The following is a 21556-nucleotide window of genomic DNA, read 5'->3' on the forward strand; positions in this document are numbered from 1 at the left end:
TTCAGCTGTTCAGCTCCATGCGAAGCCAACAGTACCAATTTACTTAAAAACAGGCGTTGGGGACAAACTTATCTTCTTTTGCTGATTATTTTTGAGTTCGAAGATTACAAGTTCATTTTTTCCGGGTATTAAATCCGCCGAAGGAATTAATATCGACTGCTGTTTTTCTTCCTCCCAGTAAGATCCCAAATATTTTTGATTTAACCAGACCTCGCCCATTCCCCATCCTGTCATATTAAGATACTTGTTTCCGGACAGATTGTGTTCGAACTGACCTTTGTAAAAACCGGGGCTGTCATTAGCTGGTCTTTGTTCAAAAACCAAATCCCTCAGTGGATAATTACGAACCGTCAAGGGGATCATTTTCCAGTCTTGAAGGTCGTTTTCATCTAAAGTAATGGTGCCAAATAGCCCTTTTGAATTATCTGTAATTTCTGGACCGTAAGTGATCCGACCAATATTCTCGACATAAAGTTGAAGCAAGTGTTTGCCTGGATTTGCTTTGATGGCTAGTTTTTTACTCTTATTTGTCAGGCTACCCTGTATCTTACCGTCGACATAGACCACGGCATAATCGCGTACGTTTTCCAATTCCAGCTCTTCGCTTTCGGCATCAGTGTTTATCTCGATCTGATAAAGTACATAGCCCGATTCGATGTCCAAATCGTTAAAAGATAATGCCCTTTCTGCCTCGACAGTCTTATTATAGACCTGGTTTACGGATGCTTTCTCTTCTAACATAATTTCCTGTGCTATGAGGATCTGACCCCAAAGAAAAGTCATCATAGACAATATCATTGTTCTTATCATCGTTTAATCCTTTTTATTTCTCTAAAAATGACTGAATAAAGGTCTCTTCTAAGGCCACTTGCGGCGAGAATTTCTCACTTTTTACATAATTATCGATACTGTACAACAATTGTTGGGTAGCGGGACGGTTATCCATATCATTTTTGGTATCCAATGCCAATACTAGCAGTTTCCCGCCGTTCATTTTGGCTTCGAAACCAATGCCCAATTTCTGGTTGTTGTCGTAACTGTCGATGACCTGTATAAAGGGACGCAGTTGTTGTGGTGCATGTTGCATTTCGATTACTTTTGCATGGTTTAGGATATCCCACCATTGCCAATCGGTATGGTATGAAGTAAGAAAATCCTTAAACATGGCCTGTTTATGATGGACCAGGTTGCCGATGGTCATCGGTGCCCATGCAAACATAATGGGATTCCAAAAATGATTGTGAAACAGTGATTTTCGACCTTTTACCTGGTCTGGCGAAGGATAAAGAACCACGGTTTTGCCCTGGGCCAACTGCCTTTTTGCAACATCATCGTAGACATCGGTGTACAACACATTTGCTGTAGATTGCATCAGATGTTGATGTTTTGGATATACCCAAATGTCCCAGCTATTCTTAATGCTATCGTTCACGGCAAGATGAACCGTAACTTTTTGGGTGCCGATGTTTTTCAGGGAAATCTCAAATTCACCTACCGGCGATACATTTTCGTTGGCAATGGTTTGCTTTTTCAGTGTTCCCTTTTTCAATACGTTACCAGCGGTATCAGTTAACCACCATTTAATTTTCGCATTTTCAAGTGCAGAATTGCTAAAGTTATATACCTCGGCTTTACCCTTAAATGTTTCTGTGTTGAAAAAACTGCTTTTGTTATAGCGTAGTAGAGCGACTGTTGGCGCGCAAAACTCCCTGAATTTTTCTGCCGTAACCAATCCTTTCGAATCCCAAAAAGGATCGAATATCCCCACGGGTGCGTAACCTTGTCCCGGAAAGTCGTTCATCGACAAAAGCTGAAATCCGGCAGATTTACCCGATCGTAACAGGGCTTCAATCACGGCTTTGTACTCCAGCACGGTCAGCGCACCAGATGCTCTGAAGAAATCCTTTGCCTGGTCCAGCATGCCATTTTTTTGCAATAAATCGCTAAATACTTCAAAATTACGGGCCTCTACGGGGCTGTTGGCATATTTCTTTATTTCATCAAAATTTGGATAGATACAACGTTGTCCCGACTCATGTGAAATGACGGGCACATCTACATCAGACTCCGCATTCTTGTCCCAATCAGTACCCGGTTGACCTTCGTAAACCTTTACAGCCCCTTTGTTGGTTTGCTGGGACACGTAATATTGATCTGATTTAACTCTTGTCCGTGCAGTAGAACCGCTATAAAGATGACGAGGATCAGCTTTTCTGCCTTCGGCGGTAAGTTCCTCAATAAAGTCGAAGTTCCCTGTAATTTCATTGCCGTTGCAGTACAGAACAAACGAAGGATGGTTGCCATATTCTTTCAAAATAGCTTTAATTTCACGGCGGAAGAAGTTATATCTGGCCTCATCGGGTTCGGCGTCTTTGCCCCACATAGGCATTTCCACCTCAAAATATATCCCATGTTTGTCTGCCATGCGAAAGGCCGCCGCCGGGGGGCACCAAGAATGGAAACGTAAATGGTTCATGCCGTAGTCCTTCATCAGTATCATAATGCGTTCCCAAGAGGCATCATCGAGCGGAGCATGCCCTGTTTTTGGGAACACTGCATTTTCAACATTGCCTCTTAAATGGATCGGATGATTATTGAGCAGGACATGGTTTTTTCCTTGTTTTACTTCACGCATACCAAAGGTGGTCGCTTTTTCATGCTGGTAGCTATTTTTACCGTCGGAAGTATTCAGCTGGCAGTTAATCCGATAAATATTTGGGTTAAACTCATCCCACAGTTTAATCTGTTTACCTAAGGGAATTTTTGTCTCTATATACGTGACCGAATCGGTACTTAACAAAGCAATTTCATTTTTAAGACTGTAGTTTGTTCCGTCGATAGCAAAGGAAACCTTTCCCTTTACCTTTTTTTTTGTTACATTATTGATCCGTAATTTTACTTTTATGGACTGATCGGTGATATTTGGGTATACCTGAAGGTCTTCCACATAAACCGGATCTATGGCCAGCAGTTTCATTTCTCCCAAGATACCGTTCCAGTTAATCTGCGTAAATTCAGTATGTGCATGGTTCCATTTATGTGTATTGTACTGAAATCGGTTATCGATACAAATGGTAATACGATGCTTTTTTCCGGGTTTTAAGGAAGTACTCAGATCGTGATTGTGAGGCACACTCACATAATCTATGCTGCTAACTTCCTTGGTATCTACGAAAATTGAACTTAACCAGTGGGTGCGCTCAAAATATAGGAATATTTTTTTTCCCTTCCAGTCAGCAGGAATATCGATATCGCGTTGGTACCATGCCGGCCCCATGTATTCGTATTTTCGGGTCAGACGGTCAATATATTTATAAGGATTTTGATATCCTATCTGATAATCGTCGGTAATACCCGGAAGTTTAATTGTTCCTTGTAAACCGTGATTATAGCGGGGAGACAGGGAGCCCATTCGAAAATCCATCACGTCAGTTTGGAAGCCCCAAGTACCCGATAAATCGATGACATCTTGCGCCTTTAAAAAGGTTGCTTGCACTAGAAGCCCCAGTAGGCATATTATTTTAACGTATTTGTATATACTTATCTTGTATTCGTCCATTTTGTATTTCGATTATTTATGTACTTTCATTCTCTTCACAAACCTATTCTTTGCGCGCCAGGCCGAATAGCCTTTGTCAGTGTGAAATTGTCTTTAAGGGCTGTTTTCGAAGCGCTAAGATTGAAGTTCTATTTATTCTCATAATAATTCTTCATTAGAAACCAGGCTTTCTTTCGGTAGCCTTGGTCTGAGATCAATCCTTTGCGGTTCCAGCCATCTTGGTTGGTCGGATGAAAACGGAACGGCGAAAGGAAATCAAATAGCAGCCAAGGTGAAGTTCCGCGCAGGTTTGGAATATGCTTAAACATTTCGAGGTTGTTTTTGTACAAAGTCGCTTGGTAATCTTCACTCCAAGAACTGACGACATCCTTTTCGCCCGTTTTGCCATACAGCGCCTCGCCTCCAAATTCAGAAATAATTAAAGGCTGGCCTTTTGCCACATCCCATACTGCTTTATCAGGAGAAACTGGCCAGGAGTGGTACCAACCTAAATATTTGTTAACAGCTACGACGTCCAATTCTTTCGTAAAAGGATCATCCATAACAAAGGTTTCCTTCTCCTTATTGAAACGAACAAGATCAAAAGCAGCGGTTATAAGCCTGGTCGTGTCAATGGCTCTGCATGTAGCAATCAAATGCCTGATAAAAGCATTTCTAGGCTCGGATGGTTGGGTTTCATTGGCTACTCCCCAAAAAGCTAGTGCGCAACGATTTTTGTCTCGAGCAACCATTTCCCGCATCATTTTACCGGCTTTCTCTTTGGTCGATTCATTTTCAAAATCGATGCCTTGCCAAATGGGAATTTCTTCCCACAACAAGAAACCCATTTTTTCGGCCATTCTCACGATATATTCATTTTGTGGATAATGCGCCAAACGAATCATATTACAGCCCAAAGCTTTCGCTTCTGAAAGCAGCATCACTGCATCTGCCTGTGAAAAAGCACGACCTTTGCGCTGAGGTATTTCCTCATGAAATGAAATGGACTTGAGAAAAATAGCTTCGCCATTCAGGAAGATATCTTCCCCTTTTACCCAAATATTGCGAAAACCTATTTCCTCTTCTATTTGATCGTCGCGCGTTGAAATCTTCACGTTATACAGTTTGGGTGCAGTAGGCGACCAACGTTTGATTTTTCTCGATAGGAATGAAGTTTTTACTTCCCCCTGAGCATCTGTTTTAAGCGTTTGTTTTAGTTGTAGTTCCGGTATTTCGATAGTTACCGAGGAATTGGCCATCGTTTCCGAAAGTTTGACCTTCGCATTGATTTTATCGGCTTTGGTTTTGTCCAATTGCACAAAATAATCATCGATAAAAACTTTTGGCGTGCTTACCAAAAAGACATCTCGGGTAATACCGCCATAGTTCCACCAATCAAAGGCCATTGCCGGAATGGCATCAACCTGCCGGCTATTATTTACCTCAACTGCCAAAAAATTATCGTTTTCTTTAGCTGCATCTGTTATTTCAATCTGAAAGGGGGTAAAACCACCTTCATGTTGTGCAATCTCTTGTCCATTGAGATATATGCGACAACGGTAACTTACCGCAGCGAAATACAAGAACAAACTTTCGTTATTTTCTTTCACTACATCGAACTTACGGCCATACCAGATGGTACCTTCGTAATATTTAAGTTCAGGCATTTGACTGTTCCAATCTGAAGGTACATTTAAACGGAGACCATTCTCGAAAGCGTATTCATAAAAATCAGTCTTGCTTTCGGCTTTTTTATTCAGATAGATTTGGTTTTTTCTTCCCTGGTCGTATAAGTCTACAATAGCGTCCCACTTTCCATTTAAGGATTGAGCTCGCCTACCATACACATTGGCCATATTTTGCTGTGCAACAAGGTTGGAGGTTATCAGGCTAAAAAAAAGGGACAATATCAAAGATAGATTGATCAGCTTTATCATAATAGGTGTTAGTTGTTAATAAAATTTTCTATTTTACCTGCAATGCCGAAAGCTTTATCCAACCCTGAGCCGTCAAATCTCCATCAAGGGCAAGTTGAATAGCCGGCTTATTTTCCTTGGTCGTATCAACAATGGCGACTGCCCAGCTATAAATTCCTGCAGGTACATCTACTTTTGCATTTATTTTATAACTCGCAGCAGCACCTTTCAACCAAGCATACGGTTCACTCTGACGATCTACAAAAATCTTTTTAACATTCCCTTTGGCATCTAACAGTGCAAAAGCAACTTTATATTTGTAATTCCATTGTGGAATATTATTAGGTAAATAGCCCCAGCCCATATTCTGCCAACGATGGGAGATTTGCGCTATCTTTCCCGACTTGATATCTTGAGGGAGGTTGATTTGGTCTGGATATACACGGTACCCCCCTTCTGTAATAAACCGTTGAACCAAATCAAAGGATTTAAACCAGGATTCAGTTTCTCCCCCCGCTCTAAAGTCCATCATATTGACATGGGCTTCGGCCGACAGGTCGAACTCACCTTTCCTCACATCCTCGTCATGACCTTCTCTATATTTTCCACTGGGGTCTGTCCAATAACGGTGCTTACCTGGGGCAATAATCCAGCCTCCTTCCATAATGATAGGACGCTTAAAATTCCATTTCTTGGCAAAATCCTTTTCCCAATTCTGGTAATAGCCAGTCATGCCAAAAGCATCTTGGCGAAGGCTATACCCCTTATCAATAGCTTTATCCAATAAGCGTTCACTATTCGGGTTGACTGCGCCCCAACTTTCGGGATGACCGACCAGACGATGGTAGTTGATAACCAAAGGAACTTTTGTAAATGTGTTAGCATATAAGCTGGTCACCCAGTCCAGGGTTTCTTCCTTTATTTTTTCAGTACTTTCGGGCGTTGCCATTTTGGGGTCTTCATAGACAACATAATGTGCTTCGCCCCATTTCCCCAAGCCATAGGCATCAATAAAAGAGGTCTTTTCAGGATCATTAAATTCCTTGGCCAAAGCTGTGATAAATTTGGTATAGTATTTTCTAAATACCGCATCCTGAGGATAAGGTGTTTGCCTATCGGGATGATTTTCATTTTCCAAATAATATTTGGCTCCGAGGTCGAACACAAATTTGGGTGTATTTTGACCTTGGTCGCGACCATCTACCACAATACGGAGCGCTATGGGCAACCCTCTCGTTTGTGCGCCTTTAAGGAGCTTTCCTATTTTAGAGTTTGGATCATCCCAGGCATAAACACCGTCACTGGGATTCAGCGAAGACCAGCTCGTGCGTACATAACATGCCGAAGCATAATCAATGACCTTTACCTTTTTACCCAATGCTGGCACAAAATATTCGATATCCCAATACGTATCATCGGCATTACGGGGAGCATACATTACCCAACCATTTAAAGGATTGCGCAAGACTGAATGACCATCGTATTTTGGCTTTAATAAAATATACCCGGTGTTGCCCGAACCGCTTTTCCCTTTATTTTTTTGAGAAAAACCAAGCAATCCAGAAGTGCACAATAAAAGCGTTAAAAAAAAATTTATTATCCAATTTGAGAATAGCTGTTTGTTTATCATTTCGTTTTTGAACATATTTTCAAGTCTATTGGTTATTTTATTCCTGTTGTGCCAGCGACTTCTATAGTTTATCATTTAGTGTGCTGATTCAACAAAACTGATTTATTGGGATACGGTACAAAATTAGCCACGACAGGCTACCGCTATGGTATTGATTTGTTCAGAAATGGTTCGTTTTTGTACAAAAATTAGGATTTAATCCGCTATGAAGGACGATGTGAATAAAATCATTCACTTATGGAGACTAAGTGATAAAGAAATAGCTCTTCTTCTTGGATTTTATACCGTTTATAACTATTAGGGAGGTTTCTTATCAGATTTATAGCAGTCTATTTAATGTAAAAAGCCCGATTGTTCTCGGGCTTTTTAGGTTCATGTTCCATACGATTCTCTTCATTCGAAAGAAATGAAAAATTCTATCACATCTGGCGTATGCCAAATTTTCAGAAGTATTACTTCAACTTCTGTAAGCGTTCTTTCGCTGCAGGCACGATATCATCGTTTTTGTCATAATTGTCAATCACACTTTTCAAGGTACTCTTCGCCTGGAAAGCATTGCCTTTGCGCGCATAGGCATCAGCAAGTACCAGGAAGCTCTTGGCAACCCAGTATTCTTGCGCTTCCCTATTGTTAATCACATCAAAGGCTGTTTCCAGCGCCTTATCATATTCCTTGTTATCGTACTGCAAAAGCGCTACGCGATACCGTGCTTCTGCGCCGATAGCCGATTGACTCTTCAGCGCAGCCAGGTTGAATTCTTTCATGGCAGACGCTACATTTTTCTCTTTCAACAAAGCTTTTCCACTGTACAAATGCGCTTTCGCTATTTCCTCCTCGGTTGCCCCGTTGTAATTTTTGACCAGACTCACATACTTAGCCATTTGCTCCATATCGCCGAGTTCGAAGTAACACACCATCAGGTTCGTTACCGCATAGCCATAGTTCTTTTTATATTCTTCGTTGAGCTCCAATTTTTTGAGGTGCACAATGGCTTCATTGTATTCTTTAAGATCCAAATATAGCGCAGCAACCGTCAGCAAGGTATTCTCTGAATATTTACTCGTCCAGTCGTTCAGGATGATATTCAGATCATGCAGTGCTTCCTGTGGATGCCCGGTGCGGTACGAACTCACTCCACGGATATAACGGGCGAATTTTTCTTGTCTGGGTTTTGGAAATTTATCAAAATAGGCGTTGATCGCTTCTACAGCCGCCCCATATTCTCCCCTGGCGAATAGCGACTGCGCCGCCTGGAAAGCCATGTTATCTAGCTCTGCGGGACTCAGATTACTGACATTGGTACCGACAGCGTAACGAATATAGCTCGAAGCATCCCCTTGATCGAGGTAGATGTTTTCAATGAAACGCATCGCCTGCTCCGCCTCGGCAGTTCGGGTGTATTTCTCCACCACCTTCTGGAAAGTCGCTTTCGCCGCTTCGGGCTCATCATTGTTGTACTGCACGAGTCCTATGGTCATTAAGGCGCGGGGAATATAACTACTGCGAGGGTACTTTTCGACCATTGCCTGTAACCCTTCGATCGCACGGCTATAATCACCCATCGTGAAATAAGTATAGGGAATTTCAAAGGCCGCATCATCTGCATAGTTCGAAGATGGAAATTGTTTCAACACCGACCGCAGCGTACTGAGCTTGGTTTCATTGTCGCCTTGCAGACCAAATAAAACACCGCGCTGGAATAAGGCATAATCCTGATTGGGCGCTTTGCTGTTGATCAGCTGATCGTAGTATTTGTTGGCCCGGCTGTAGTCGCGCAGACACAGGTAGGAATCGCCCAGACGTGCAATGACATCATAGCGTATATTTTGATCCACCGCATTTCCTCCAGCAGTCAGAAAGCGTTCAAAATAATTGGCTGCCAACTCAAAACGGTTGTTTCGGTAGGCCGCATAGGCCAGCCCATAATTTGCATAATTAAACAGGTCGCTATTCCGAGCGACGGGCAGGCTTAGAAATTGGGAGAAGTTTTCTACGGCTTCACCAAATTTGCGCACTTCATACATGGCCTCTGCTTTCCAATAGGTCGCAAGAGCGGCCATTTCAGCATTGACCGGAAACTTTTCAGATCGCATAAACATGGATATGCTATTTTCGAAAGCACGCTCGTTATAAAACTCCAATCCGCGGTAGTAGGTGACCTTTTGATAGATCGCATTGACTTCCCGACCGCGCTCTTTTAACGATTCCAGCATACTAACACCGGCATGGAAGTTGGTCGTCCCACGTAGGATTTCAGCGGATAGTGTTTCGGCACTTTCCTTTCTTTTTGAACCCGGATCGACAGGTTTCACTTCCTGCTCGATATATTTCTCGAGGACTTTTTGCGCAGCCTGGGTGGAGTCCATTGCAAACAAGATTTTAGCATAGTTAAATAGCGCATCGGCCTTCACTTGCCGGTCCAAATCCAGCTTTGTAGCTTTGACAAAAGCATTTCGTGCAGCTTGCTTGTCGCCCGTCTCCAATGCGATATGACCTAAGGTCATGATCGCCCCCTGATAAAAGGCATCCGAAGGTTTTATGGCCTCCAACATACCGCTCGCCCTTTTGTATTCGCCGGCACCGTAAGCTAGGTAGCTGATGCGATAATTATCGACATTGCTTTGTGAAGCGTCTGGATGCCGTTGCATCAATTCGTGGTAATAGGCCTGTTTATATTTTTGCTGTGCTAAATAAGTGGCAGTGGCAATCTGGCGCAGTTCGGTCTCAATAGCATCACGGTTGATAAGCGTCATATCCGGGCTGCGGCGCACCTTAACGGCATCAGCCAGCATGGGCCGGTAATCACGTACGACATCAATGGAATCCATGGTTTGAACCTCACCGGCGCCACTTCGCACACTTTGCTGTTGTGGTTTCTCTTTCTTATCTTTCTGCTGTTTCCCCACTTCCTGCGCATAGCCTGTAAGCAGTAAAGCCGAAAGCGTTCCTGTAAAAAGGTATTTAAGATAGTTGTAGCTCATTCTTTCTTTCAATATCATTGTTCGTCCGTATTTCTGAGTTTTTCCAAACGTTCTTACGCCAAGGAGGCTGTAGTGCAATATTTATCTAAACAAATAGCCAAAACTAAAGAATTCTAGCCACATTCAGTAAATTATCAGCCTGAAAACAGCCGCATTAGCTAATTTTTACCTTACCGTTGTTTGATTTTTACGATTTAGAATAACATAAGCTATTCCCAATGCGTCCTCGGCAACCGAGTTGATTACAATAATGAAGCCACTTTCTATAAATCCAAGAGATAATCGCATGGGCGACCTCAACGGCCAATAATGCCCGCATCTTGGCCTAGATGTACATTTTTTCTACTTCTAAAAAATAGTTCTTTGATCGGAATAAAGTTCTGAGGCAGGGAAAAAATCAGTAAAAAAGCGAGTGTTTAATAGGGCCATTTCAATAGGTGCTTATTTTTCCAATAGGATAAATAAAAAAACATATTCTTATTATTAATGACAATATAATATATTTAGGTATATAAATATAAACATATGTTTAAGCCATTTCTTATTCTCTTCCTAATTTTCATTTCCTGCCACGTGAAAGCTCAAAAAAGCAGTTCTTATTTTTATTTAAAGAATACCGCAGATAGTTTAATTTTTGAAAAGAAGACACCTGAAGCTTATTTGTTATATCGAAAAATGGTCAAGATTAGTGATATAGATCCGTTTATTGATATAGAATTGGTAAAATTAGCACTAAAAGTAAAAGACAGTAAAACAGCGGAAAAATATTTAAAGCAATCTATTTTAAACGGTGCTTCTTTAGGGATGTTAGAGGTTGACAGTAATGTAAATAGTTTTTTAAAACATCATACCAATTGGAGAAAAACCTACGATTCACTTCGTCAAAAACATCTAAGCAAAATAGCTCATTTGGAGGACCGCACAACTTTACTTAATATGTTGGAAAAGGATCAGGCATTGCGTTCCTTATTGGGAGTTATTGAATACAAAAAAGCTGATTCTCTTATTTTCGCTAGTGACACGGCTAATATGGCCGTGATAAAGGAGATTATAGCGAGAACAGAGTTTCCGAATCTTGAAACTGTTGGCATGGATGGCGTAAACGCTATCTTTATATTATTGTTACATACTTTAAATAATGGGATTGAGGATGCCAAAAATATTGAAATTTTGACACCATTGATGAAAAAAGCGGTTATAGATCTCAAGTATCCACCTTTCAACATGGCTTTAGTTATCGATAGACACCGGGCCATAATCCGTCAAAAACAGATTTATGGATCATACTGGGAAATGGGTAAACAAAACAAAAGAATTGTTACACCGATTGAGAACATTGATGAGGTAGATGTACGAAGAAAAGAAATTGGGCTACCACCGCTAAGTCTTTTAAGGAACCAAAGAGGGTATGAATTACCTGTGGATTATAAAAACTAAGTGATAATTTCAATTCAGCCAAAAAAAACATCACCTTGATTTAATCTGCCTTTTCATAAAAAAAATCGCAGGTATCATCTACAACAATGACAATACTATTTCCCCGTTTTTTTATGACTAATTCACACGAAGCAGTACCTCCAGAATAACGCAAAACCAATCGCGTATCAAATACGCCGTATGCTACATGGTATTCTCCATTGCCAAAAAAAGAACTTCGATATTTATTGTTATCCAACAAGGTTAGCTCATCATCTCTATCCGGCAGCTCTGCACCTGCAAAGCATTCGTGATATTTGAAGTCATATTTCCCTAATACCATCGAATGCGTAATCAATCTTGAATAAATAATAGCTGTAGCGATTAAAAACAAGATAAGTAAGAATGGCCAACTTCTAGTTTTCTTCATTCCTTTAAATAAAGATATTATTGTTCTTTGGATTTACGATTAAATTTAGAGTTAAAACTTAAAAGAACAAATTTACAATCATAAAAATCTGTGATCATACAAAAAGCCACATCGCAGGATGTGGCTTCTAAACTAAATTTATAAACATGTGATTCACTAGAGCTCGGCTTTTGCTATGACTGAGCTGGCCTCAAATTATGAGCTACTATTTATACGAATTGATCGATTTGGACACTTTCCAGTCATTTCCTTCACGGACAAAGGTTACTAGATCGGTCTTGGTGAAATTTTCAAATTTCAAGGTCATCCTGGCCACCATATAATCGGCTGATGTTTCAAGTATCTCCGTACTTACCCTACAGTTTAGTTTCTCACCTTTTTGTTTTTTCAATGATTTTACCACTTCACTACGGCTATTTGACTTCAACTTTGCTGTTTGAACCTTTTGATTAAAATCTTCAGCAAACAATTGTTCTACACCAGCCGATTCTCCTTCAGCCATGACAGCAACATAGTGCTCTAAAGCAAAGTCTGCGGTTGACAAGTTAACAGTTGTTTTTGCTGTTTTTGATCCTGGGCCCTCAGCTGCCATTGCACATGTTGAAATTGCGATTAAGGCTGCTGCTGCGATTGTTTTTACTAGCGTTTTCATAATATCTTTATTTTGTCTTGTAAGTTTTTCTGTTCTTATTTCTTAATTCAAAACTACGGTTCACTAGAGCTCTAACCGACAGATTTTAGACTAGTTCCCCACAAAACTCGGTGAATGACTGAGATCAAAAGGTGAACGTCAAAATACATTAAGAACATAAGATCCATTTTATTAACTCCGTGCCAAATACTATACCAGCTGTCCCTGTGCGTTCAATAACGCCCCCATGACCTATTAAAGCACATTTCGTATCTTTTTTCAAAAAAAGTAGATGTACGGATGCGAACAGTTTAAAACAATATCGTTCACATGCGTACACTATATTAAATGCTGGCAAAAAGATGAACTGAAGCCATAAGAGATAGATAAAAGCTACGAGCATCGATACAATAAAGCAAGGTCAAATGCTCTTAATTTTTGCCTTGTTGTCTATCGTTATTGCCTGTTTAGGGCTATTCGGTGTAATCACATTCGCTATTCAATTGCGGATAAAGGAAATTGGTATACGTAAAACATTAGGCGCAACATTAAGCAACCTCGTTTATCTACTATGCTCTGATATGGTTAAACTGGTCGGTATAGCACTGTTGATTGCACTGCCGCTCGGATGGTTATTGATGAATCAGTGGCTGCAAGAGTTCGCTTATCGCATTTCGGTCAGCTGGTGGATACTTGCTCTCGCAGGGATTATTGCACTGGTAATTGCTATTCTAACCCTATGTACCAGAGCAATAGCCGCTGCAAAAGCTAATCCGGTCGACAGCTTAAAAGCGGAGTAAAAATTTGAAAACAACCTCATTCTCAATCACGCCATTCTACTACCCGTACGGCTGTCGCGGGAGCATCAGCTAGACCCTCAGCATCCTTTTGCACTGTAGGCTGCACAAATAAAGCAATTTTACGTTTCTTTTGCCACAACTGGGTATCATATGTAGGTTCCCAGGCTCCTACAGACTGATCACAAAGATCAATAATATTATTAGCCTCTTGCTGCATCCCATTCAACCTCAGTATCGAAGGTCGGTAACCGCGCTCTTGATCCCGAAAGACCAGCGTCAACATTGTTTTATGACCTTTTCCGCGAACCAATAGCTGCGGCCTGGCAATTGGAATATCCTTTGTTCCACCACCACTCAGCGTAAAGGGTGTTTTTCTAAAATCAAAAGACCGGATCTTCCATTCACCCTCTTGTAAATAGATGACCTTGTATTGTGGGATCTCTGATCCTGCGTCACGCCAGTAACTGGCGATAAAAGGATTCCCTTTTTCATCCGCAGCGATAGAGGTTTGATTAATCAATTCGTGCTGTTGTGGGATACGGGCTGCGTATTCAACGGTAGATTCTTTCATAGGCAAATCGTACCGCATTCCATTACTCTTTTGCCAGGTTAATCCGCCATCGTTTGAACATGCATAAGCCATATCATGATTGCTTTCCACATTGGTACTTTCCCGCCACACCCAAGAAAGATGTATCGTCCCCCGACGATCCACATAACTTTGCCAATAGGCATTTCTCCGCCCCTCGCCATCAATCAGATTGCTATGCATCCGCTCCCACTTCTGTTGTTTACTGTCGTACCTATTAACCACAAGATTACCATGACCGGATCCGCCATCACGATATAAAAACAGCAACTCACCACTGGGCAACTTTAAGAATTCAGGATAGGTCACCTTTGATTCATTTTGTCCCAGCATGGCTTGCTCATAACCTAGCACAAGACTATTGGGGTGAAGGGTACGTGCATATCTCAACTTGCTGTCATGCTGATCCCAGCAAACGTGGAGATATCCTGCCTTATCCACCATAATACTGATCACATTATGGGCATCCTTCACATGCCCAGTATAACCCGAACGTCGCAACTTCCAGACCTTGCCAGAAAGTAACCGCTGACCTAGAACTACATATCCAGCTTCGTCATAATAAGCGATATATTGGTATTTACCATTGCTGGTTAATGAATTTTTACGAAATACGGTTGTGTTGACCGTGTTCTTTGCCCAACCATTTCCGACAAGCGTATTCTTAATTTTCTGCCCTTGTGCATTGTAAATAAACAAGAGGCACGCGCAAGCGAGCATCCCTACTCTTATTAGTTGATTTAGATATTGCTTCATTGAATTTTTTATACATTTGCTGATTCCGCCAAGTCCTTTTGAAAGGAGTCTTATCACCGGAATTTGGGGTTATTGAATGGCTTTGCTCTGATCTTTATGCCAGTCCTGTCCTGACCAGATACGCCGTGCACTCCAGTCGCTTGCTTCACTTGTCCAAAAAGAATCTCCGTCGGGTAATCCTAAAGGCAAAAAAATTACTGAACATAAATAGGGGCTCCCCTGATTATTGTACGGATCGCCCAAGCCCGGCTGATTACCATACATACCCAGTGTCAACCAGCCATTTTCATACGTATTAGGATTTTCAGTCGATTTTCTCAGTACCGCAGACAGTGCTGCCTTCACCTGTCCTTCGCTAAGCTCCACAGGGAGCCGTTTCTTGAAAGCCATATCGGCGAGATGATGGAAAGCTGCCGCACGATAGATTACAGACCTTCCCGTCGGTGGGAAGCTGCCATCGGCATTGATCATCCGCTCCTGAATTAGGGCATAGCGCGCATTGCGGAGCTTGATTTTTGCAAACATCCCATCATAGTTTTTAGTTTTCAGCTGTATGAAATCCATAATTCCGGCCAGGAAGGGATGGATAACATAACTATTATAGTAATCAAACGCATAATGCGGACCATCCATGTACATTCCATCGCCAACATACCACTGTTCCAATTGCTGCAGCGCATAATCAACGCGCATCACGTCCCAATCATCCGAATACTTCGCTAAAAAAACTTCATTCATCGCTGAAAAGAGCAACCAGTTTGAATAAGCCGGCCGAAATTGGCGGGTAATTTTTATGGATGCTACCAAATTCTTTTTTGTCTGTTTGTCGATATGATCCCACAGCCAAGGACTTCGCATAAATCCCAAAGCGATAAATGAGGCATCAACAAGTTGTTGACCACCGAGATCAAAACGCATAAAATCCCGCGCATTGCTGTCCAAAGCATTTTTAAGTGCTTGAACAGTCCATGCTCTATACTGATCGCGTAACTTTATCTCTTCAGCCGAACCGCCATCCAAAGAAAGCCAGGGCGCTATGCCTGACAATACCCTTCCCAAGACTTCAACATATTGTACTTTGATGCGCTGTTCCTTATTATCCACGTGTATAGAAGTCATTTGTGGCATAGTTAACCGTAGGCTATCATGGGCCAGACTGCGGAGGACAGGACGCAACATCTGATCCATTTCTTTAAGCCAAAAAGCTCTATCCGTCTCCTTTGCTGATACAGGTTTCTCCTTCAAGCCCTGTCCAAGGGCAGTATGGCCTGTCAGAAAAATGACCAAGAACAATAAAATCTTATTTTTCATTTTCAAATCCAATCTATTTTTGAGCTAAATAACGATACATTTCCGAGCCGGCTAATAAAAACGCACCTACACCAAAAGGAGCTGTAGAGTTGGTACCCACCACCTGTCCGGGGATAGCTTTTTCACCGATCGGTTGTACATACCCAACTCTGCCATCGGGTTGTAAAGCGATCTCACTAAGATATTTCCAGCCTTTAACCGCAGCATCTTTAAATTTAAAATCGCTTAGCAATCCATTATTTATTCCCCAGAGCAGTCCATAAGTAAAAAAAGCGGTTCCGCTTGTTTCCCTGCCGGGTGCATGTTCGGAATCTAACATGCTTCGAGTCCAGAATCCCTCCTGCTGTTGACAACTCATGATAGCGGCTGCCATTTCCTTAAAACGCTCCTGATAGTAGGTATAATGTTTATCCTCCTCAGGTAGATCTTGAAGAACCTTCGCAAATGCCGCGAAAACCCAGCCATCGCCCCGGGCCCAAAAATCCTTTTTGCCGTGTAAGCTCTGGTGTTTGGGGAAAACATATTTTGCATCACGGTAATACAATTTCGCTTCCTGATCAAACATGATACTATCGGCATATTGCAAATAAGTATACATCTTATCCAGATAAAGTGAATTCCCTGTCAATTTGTACATTTTAGTCATCACCGGCATCACCATATACAAACCATCGGCCCACCACCAATAGTCCTGTTTATTGGAGTGGATCTGATATTCCATGACTTCTTGAGCACGTGCAATCTTTTCAGGGCTTGGCGATAAATGATAGAGATCGATATAGGTTTGGAAACAGATTTGCCAATCACCAAAAAGAACGTGTTCGTCTGTTTCCCCATAGTTGTATTTCCACAGTTGCGTATCGGTAGACTTGGCTCCTTTCCAATCATTGTATATCGCCCAATCCGTAGAATATTTTAAGTCTCCTGCTGATTTTGAAATCTTATAGAATTCCATATTTCCGGTATGATAAGCTGCCTGATCCCAAAACGCCCAAACTTCGGGCTTATGATGAGACTGCCAGTATTGGTTTGCCTTACTTAGCTGAGCTAGTACGGTCTTTTTGTTCAATTGCTGTCCAAATGAAAAATGTCCTACAAACAATAGACATAAGATTAAATTGATCCGCATATATTTAGATGTATCGTATTTTTTGATAAACTAGCGCATAAGCTGCTTAAATTGGTTTGTACACTATTTTAATAGAGACACTTATTACTTTCATCCCGTCCTCTTTTTGCTTTATGAAGCAAAATCTTACTCGTAAAAACTGTTCGTCTTAAATAAACGTACAATATACACTTATTTTAAAAAACAATCGTATCTTTAACCATATAATCTTCAAATTGACTTTTTCTGATCACAAAAGTTGTTTTCAAGATAATAACCTATGATAAGGAAGAATCGATAAATTATCTGATATCGGAAATACCATACTAACATCGCTGCTAACATGCCTAGTTTGAACAGACTCCTACATTCACGTCAGGCCTTGATCCTGATATTCGTTCTCATCCTTGTTCACACAAGCACGCTGACCCACGCGCAATTCCCCAAGGAGATGAATAAAGATTTATCCAATAGTTCGGTGAAATCTATATTTCAGGATAGCCATGGCTTCATGTGGTTTGGTACCTACGACGGGCTAAACAGATTCGACGGTTATGATATAAAAACCTACAGAAATCAGCTAAATAACGAAAATAGCATTCCGCATAATTATATCTATTGTATAGCAGAAGACCATAATAAAAAATTATGGATAGGAACTGGTCAAGGAATTGGAGTCTACGACCGAAATTTTGATACTTTCACGCGTTTAAATTATATAGACCAAAAATCAAAACGGTCATATCATCTCAATGCCGATACGAAATCCATTCAAATCGATAGTGATAATAATATTTATATCGGCACAAACGGCTGGGGGCTATTTTACAAAAGTCATCAAGAAGCATATGCCATACAAATTGCTTTTAAAGATTATAAATCGAACCTATCCACCTTATACTACCACGTATCGGCCACGCATATTGACGCGACCGGCATGGTATGGGTTTTTATAGAGGGACGCGGTTTATACGCTTTCGACAAAAAAACTCAGCAGTTGAATCTTGTATCGAAGGCTATTACGAGTGCAACCTGTATGGCTAGCACAAACAGCGGTGAACTCTTTATTGGTAATTACGAGGGGCTATTTGTTTGGAAAATCAAAGACCATATGCTTTCGTCCTTGTATCCACAGGAGCTTAAATCGAGCCAGATCAACATGCTGACGCTGGAGGGGCAAAACAAACTTTGGTTAGCCACCCAAAACAATGGCATTTTTATACTTAACCTATCTCATGGAAAAGCAGCAAATAAAAATGTTCTACAGCCCGTACAATTTTCACTGAATAGCAAAACCATTTATACGGTTTACATAGACTCCCAGCGTAAAATATGGATTGGCACCGGAAAGGGCGGCATTGAGACCATTGATAACAATGGCTATAAATTTAATTATTTACAGCAGAAACATTATGCGGGATTTAACTTAGCGCACAAATTTGTACGTTCTTTCGTTGAGTATGATAACAAGATCTGGATTGGTACCGAAGGTGATGGCCTTTATGTATGGGATAACAAGACCAATCAGGTTCAATCTTTTCAAAAAGGGCCACAGCAATTGCCAGACAATACGATAAACCATCTTTTGACCGGAACTAACGGAGATCTATGGATCGCAACCGAAAGGGGCATTGCGCGTTATGCAAAAGGTTCGGGTTTAAAATATTATGTTTGCAGGACGCCAAATGGGGTCGTAAATAACAGTGTACAATTACTTTTTAAGGATCAGGATGAGAAGATCTGGGCAGCGACATTTTCTGAGGGAAGAGTGTATACATATAATCCGACAAGCGACCAATTTGAAGTCTTCAGCGAAGACATCTATGATATCAATTGCATGATTGACGATAAACAAGGTAATATCTGGATGGGGAATTACAATGAGATCATACAGCTAAACAAGAAGACACGAAAAAGCGCCAGGTATTTAATCGGAAAACCTGTTCGTGCCATTCGGCTCGGAAAAAATAACAGACTTTGGTTAGGAACAGAAGGTAAAGGGCTCTTGGCATTTGATAGCAAATCAAAAAAGATTGTCGAAAATTATTCCACAAATGAAGGTTTGAGTAACAATGCCGTACTTAATATTTTGGAAGATAAAACCGGGAAACTATGGTTAAGTACCTTTAATGGCCTCTCGAAGTTCGATCCTTCCACTAAAAAAATTGTACGATACGAAGAAACGGATGGGCTTCAAAGCAACGAGTTTTCTTATGGAGCAGCATTTAAGCTCAAAGATGGCCATCTTCTTTTCGGAGGAAACAACGGTTTTAACATCTTTGATGCAGATAGTATCAAACTGAAAATTTATGAACCTGCCTTAGCAATCACAAGTCTTAAAATTAACAATAAAAAGATTGCCGAACTGAGCGACCGGGTCGATATTGGAAAAGATAATACTATTCACAAATTGACCCTTCCCTACAATCAATCTACTTTTTCGCTGGAGTTTGCCGCCTTGGAGTTTGATTCGCCACAAAAGATAAAATATAGATACCGCTTGGAAGGTTTAGACAAGCAATGGAACGATGCCGGGTCTACCCGATCTATCAATTACAACGGCCTGCATGAAGGAAATTATACCCTGCTTATTCAATCGACCGACTCGGAAGGCAATTGGACAAATAAGCAGATTAAGCTCGAGATTCAAATTCTCCCGCCTTGGTATAGAAGCTGGTGGGCTTACCTGCTTTACACGCTGGCTATGATCTATACGGGGCTATGGTATCTGCGCTATCGGAGGAGGCAAATCGCTTTAAATTATGAAATACAGCTTTCAAAATTCACCATCCAAAAGGAAAGAGAACTCAATGAAAAGAGGCACGCATTTTTTACCAATATATCGCATGAATTTAGAACACCGCTGACCCTAATTATTAATCCGATTAAAGATCTGCTGAAGACCAATAAAGAGTCTGAAGACAGGGCTTCCCTTCAGGTAGTACATAGGAACGCCAAAAGGCTTTTGAGCTTGGTGGACCAACTGCTTGTATTTAGAAAAACAGAGGACGGTGCCGAACAGCTCAAAACCAGCATTTTCGACTGTCAAAGCTTTATGAAAGAAATATTTCTATATTTCGCTGCCCAGGCAAAATTACAAAAGATAAATTATCAGTTCCAGGAAAATTCCGATCCGGTGTTTGTCAATGCCGACAAAGAAAAAATTGAGATCATCTTATGCAATCTCATATCAAATGCCTTTAAATTTACGCCTTCCGATGGCGCTATTCATATTGCTCTATCGCAACAGGGTAGGGAATTAACCATTCAGATCAAGGATTCGGGAAAAGGTATCCCCGAACATCTTGGCGATAGAATATTCGACAAATATTTTTCGGATCCACTGACTGGCCCCAAAAAACAAACGGGATTCGGGATCGGCATGTATCTGGTCAAAACTTTTGTTGAAATGCACGCCGGAAAAATAAGTTATACGAGTTCAGCAACAGCGGGAACAACATTCGACCTCGTTTTGCCGATCGTGGCACAACAAATGCCGGCCGAAGAACCATTGGCAGATGTAGCGCACCGCAACGAGTCGGGGATTCAAATGCTATACGATGCACAAGTGGTGACAGAAACAGCTCCCACATTTCCAACGGCCATATCAAGCAAAAAATTCAGTATCTTATTGGTTGACGACGACGATGCGATCCGCAGCTACCTTACCGACATTTTTAAGGTAGAATACTCGGTCTATAATGCCCATAATGGTGTTCAGGCACTCGATATGATCAAGCAAAAACAACCTGATCTGGTCATAAGTGATATTATCATGGAAGAGATGGATGGATTGTCACTCTGCAAAGCCGTAAAATCTAATGCTACGCTCAACCATATTCAAATCATCCTGCTTACTTCAAGTACTTCCGACGGCACGAAGTTAGCCGGAATTCAATATGGTGCCGATGATTATATCCACAAGCCATTTGATTCGGAAATATTGTTGCTTCGGGTCAAGACATTACTGCAGAACAAAAAGAACCTTCAGGACTTTTTCCTTAACGCTATCACATTACAGTCGAATGAGCTAAAGATATCGATCACAGACAAGCTATTCATAGAACGGTGCATTGAGATTATTGAAGAGAACCTACTGGAAGAATTGACTGTAATAAGCCTTGCCGAAAAAACGGGGATGAGTCATTCGTCACTTTATAAAAAAATTAAAACAATTTCAGGCAAATCGATCAATGAATTTATCAGGTCGGTACGACTCAAAAAAGCAGCAGAAATGCTTATTTTGACAGATTCGAAAATTAATGAAGTAGCTAACTTAACAGGTTTTTACGATCAGCGCTACTTTAGACAACAATTCAACAAATTGTTTGGCGATACACCATCCGACTATGTCAAAAAGTACCGAAAAGCATTTCAGAATGAATTCCATGTAGACCGGCCTTAGTCTGAATTGTTAAAAAGTAAAATAAGTCCTGTACAACAATCACGA

At 41.1% G+C, this 21556-nt stretch carries 13 protein-coding genes; 3 read left to right on the forward strand and 10 right to left on the reverse strand.

The window, feature by feature from the left end; translation table 11 throughout:
• Positions 1-39 precede the first annotated feature (39 nt).
• The 5 genes from B3E92_RS21880 to B3E92_RS21900 form a co-directional block, all read right to left on the reverse strand.
• A complete protein-coding gene (locus B3E92_RS21880) occupies positions 40-810 on the reverse strand; it encodes a hypothetical protein (protein ID WP_286898345.1) in 771 nt (256 codons plus the stop codon).
• A 13-nt stretch (positions 811-823) separates the two neighbouring features.
• Positions 824-3559, reverse strand: coding sequence for a sugar-binding domain-containing protein (locus B3E92_RS21885; RefSeq protein ID WP_286898346.1), 2736 nt, complete (start codon positions 3557-3559; stop codon positions 824-826).
• Positions 3560-3687: 128 nt separating this feature from the next.
• Positions 3688-5475, reverse strand: coding sequence for a glycoside hydrolase family 2 protein (locus B3E92_RS21890; RefSeq protein WP_286898349.1), 1788 nt, complete (start codon positions 5473-5475; stop codon positions 3688-3690).
• Positions 5476-5503: 28 nt separating this feature from the next.
• On the reverse strand, positions 5504-6892 hold the full coding sequence (locus B3E92_RS21895; RefSeq protein ID WP_286898352.1) for a DUF4832 domain-containing protein: 1389 nt from the start codon (positions 6890-6892) through the stop codon (positions 5504-5506).
• Positions 6893-7536: 644 nt separating this feature from the next.
• Positions 7537-10083 (reverse strand): tetratricopeptide repeat protein, encoded by a 2547-nt coding sequence (locus B3E92_RS21900; protein ID WP_286898354.1) that lies wholly within the window; start codon positions 10081-10083, stop codon positions 7537-7539.
• Positions 10084-10638: 555 nt separating this feature from the next.
• On the opposite strand from B3E92_RS21900, the gene B3E92_RS21905 reads away from it, so the two are divergent.
• Positions 10639-11502, forward strand: a complete 864-nt coding sequence (locus B3E92_RS21905) for a DUF6624 domain-containing protein (protein ID WP_201639639.1) — start codon at positions 10639-10641, stop codon at positions 11500-11502.
• A gap of 40 nt (positions 11503-11542) precedes the next feature.
• Here B3E92_RS21905 and B3E92_RS21910 read toward each other — a convergent pair whose 3' ends face one another.
• Entirely contained in the window at positions 11543-11911 is a 369-nt protein-coding gene (locus tag B3E92_RS21910; protein ID WP_146752988.1) for a hypothetical protein, read from the reverse strand.
• Positions 11912-12116: 205 nt separating this feature from the next.
• Positions 12117-12563, reverse strand: coding sequence for a nuclear transport factor 2 family protein (locus B3E92_RS21915; protein ID WP_286898357.1), 447 nt, complete (start codon positions 12561-12563; stop codon positions 12117-12119).
• A gap of 404 nt (positions 12564-12967) precedes the next feature.
• Here B3E92_RS21915 and B3E92_RS21920 point away from each other — a divergent pair, with 404 nt between their 5' ends.
• On the forward strand, positions 12968-13342 hold the full coding sequence (locus tag B3E92_RS21920) for an ABC transporter permease (RefSeq protein ID WP_286898359.1): 375 nt from the start codon (positions 12968-12970) through the stop codon (positions 13340-13342).
• Positions 13343-13364: 22 nt separating this feature from the next.
• Here B3E92_RS21920 and B3E92_RS21925 read toward each other — a convergent pair whose 3' ends face one another.
• From B3E92_RS21925 to B3E92_RS21935, 3 genes are all read right to left on the reverse strand, one after another.
• A complete protein-coding gene (locus tag B3E92_RS21925) occupies positions 13365-14687 on the reverse strand; it encodes a BNR repeat-containing protein (protein WP_286898360.1) in 1323 nt (440 codons plus the stop codon).
• A 69-nt stretch (positions 14688-14756) separates the two neighbouring features.
• Positions 14757-15998, reverse strand: coding sequence for a DUF2264 domain-containing protein (locus B3E92_RS21930; RefSeq protein WP_286898361.1), 1242 nt, complete (start codon positions 15996-15998; stop codon positions 14757-14759).
• 13 nt (positions 15999-16011) lie between these two features.
• Positions 16012-17127 (reverse strand): glycoside hydrolase family 88 protein, encoded by a 1116-nt coding sequence (locus B3E92_RS21935; protein WP_286898362.1) that lies wholly within the window; start codon positions 17125-17127, stop codon positions 16012-16014.
• A gap of 331 nt (positions 17128-17458) precedes the next feature.
• Between B3E92_RS21935 and B3E92_RS21940 the strand changes: the two genes are divergently transcribed.
• Positions 17459-21511, forward strand: a complete 4053-nt coding sequence (locus B3E92_RS21940) for a hybrid sensor histidine kinase/response regulator transcription factor (protein ID WP_286898364.1) — start codon at positions 17459-17461, stop codon at positions 21509-21511.
• Positions 21512-21556 lie beyond the last annotated feature (45 nt).

Origin of the sequence: Sphingobacterium sp. UBA6317 (genome assembly GCF_002440385.1) — a bacterium.
Classification (GTDB): domain Bacteria; phylum Bacteroidota; class Bacteroidia; order Sphingobacteriales; family Sphingobacteriaceae; genus Sphingobacterium; species Sphingobacterium multivorum.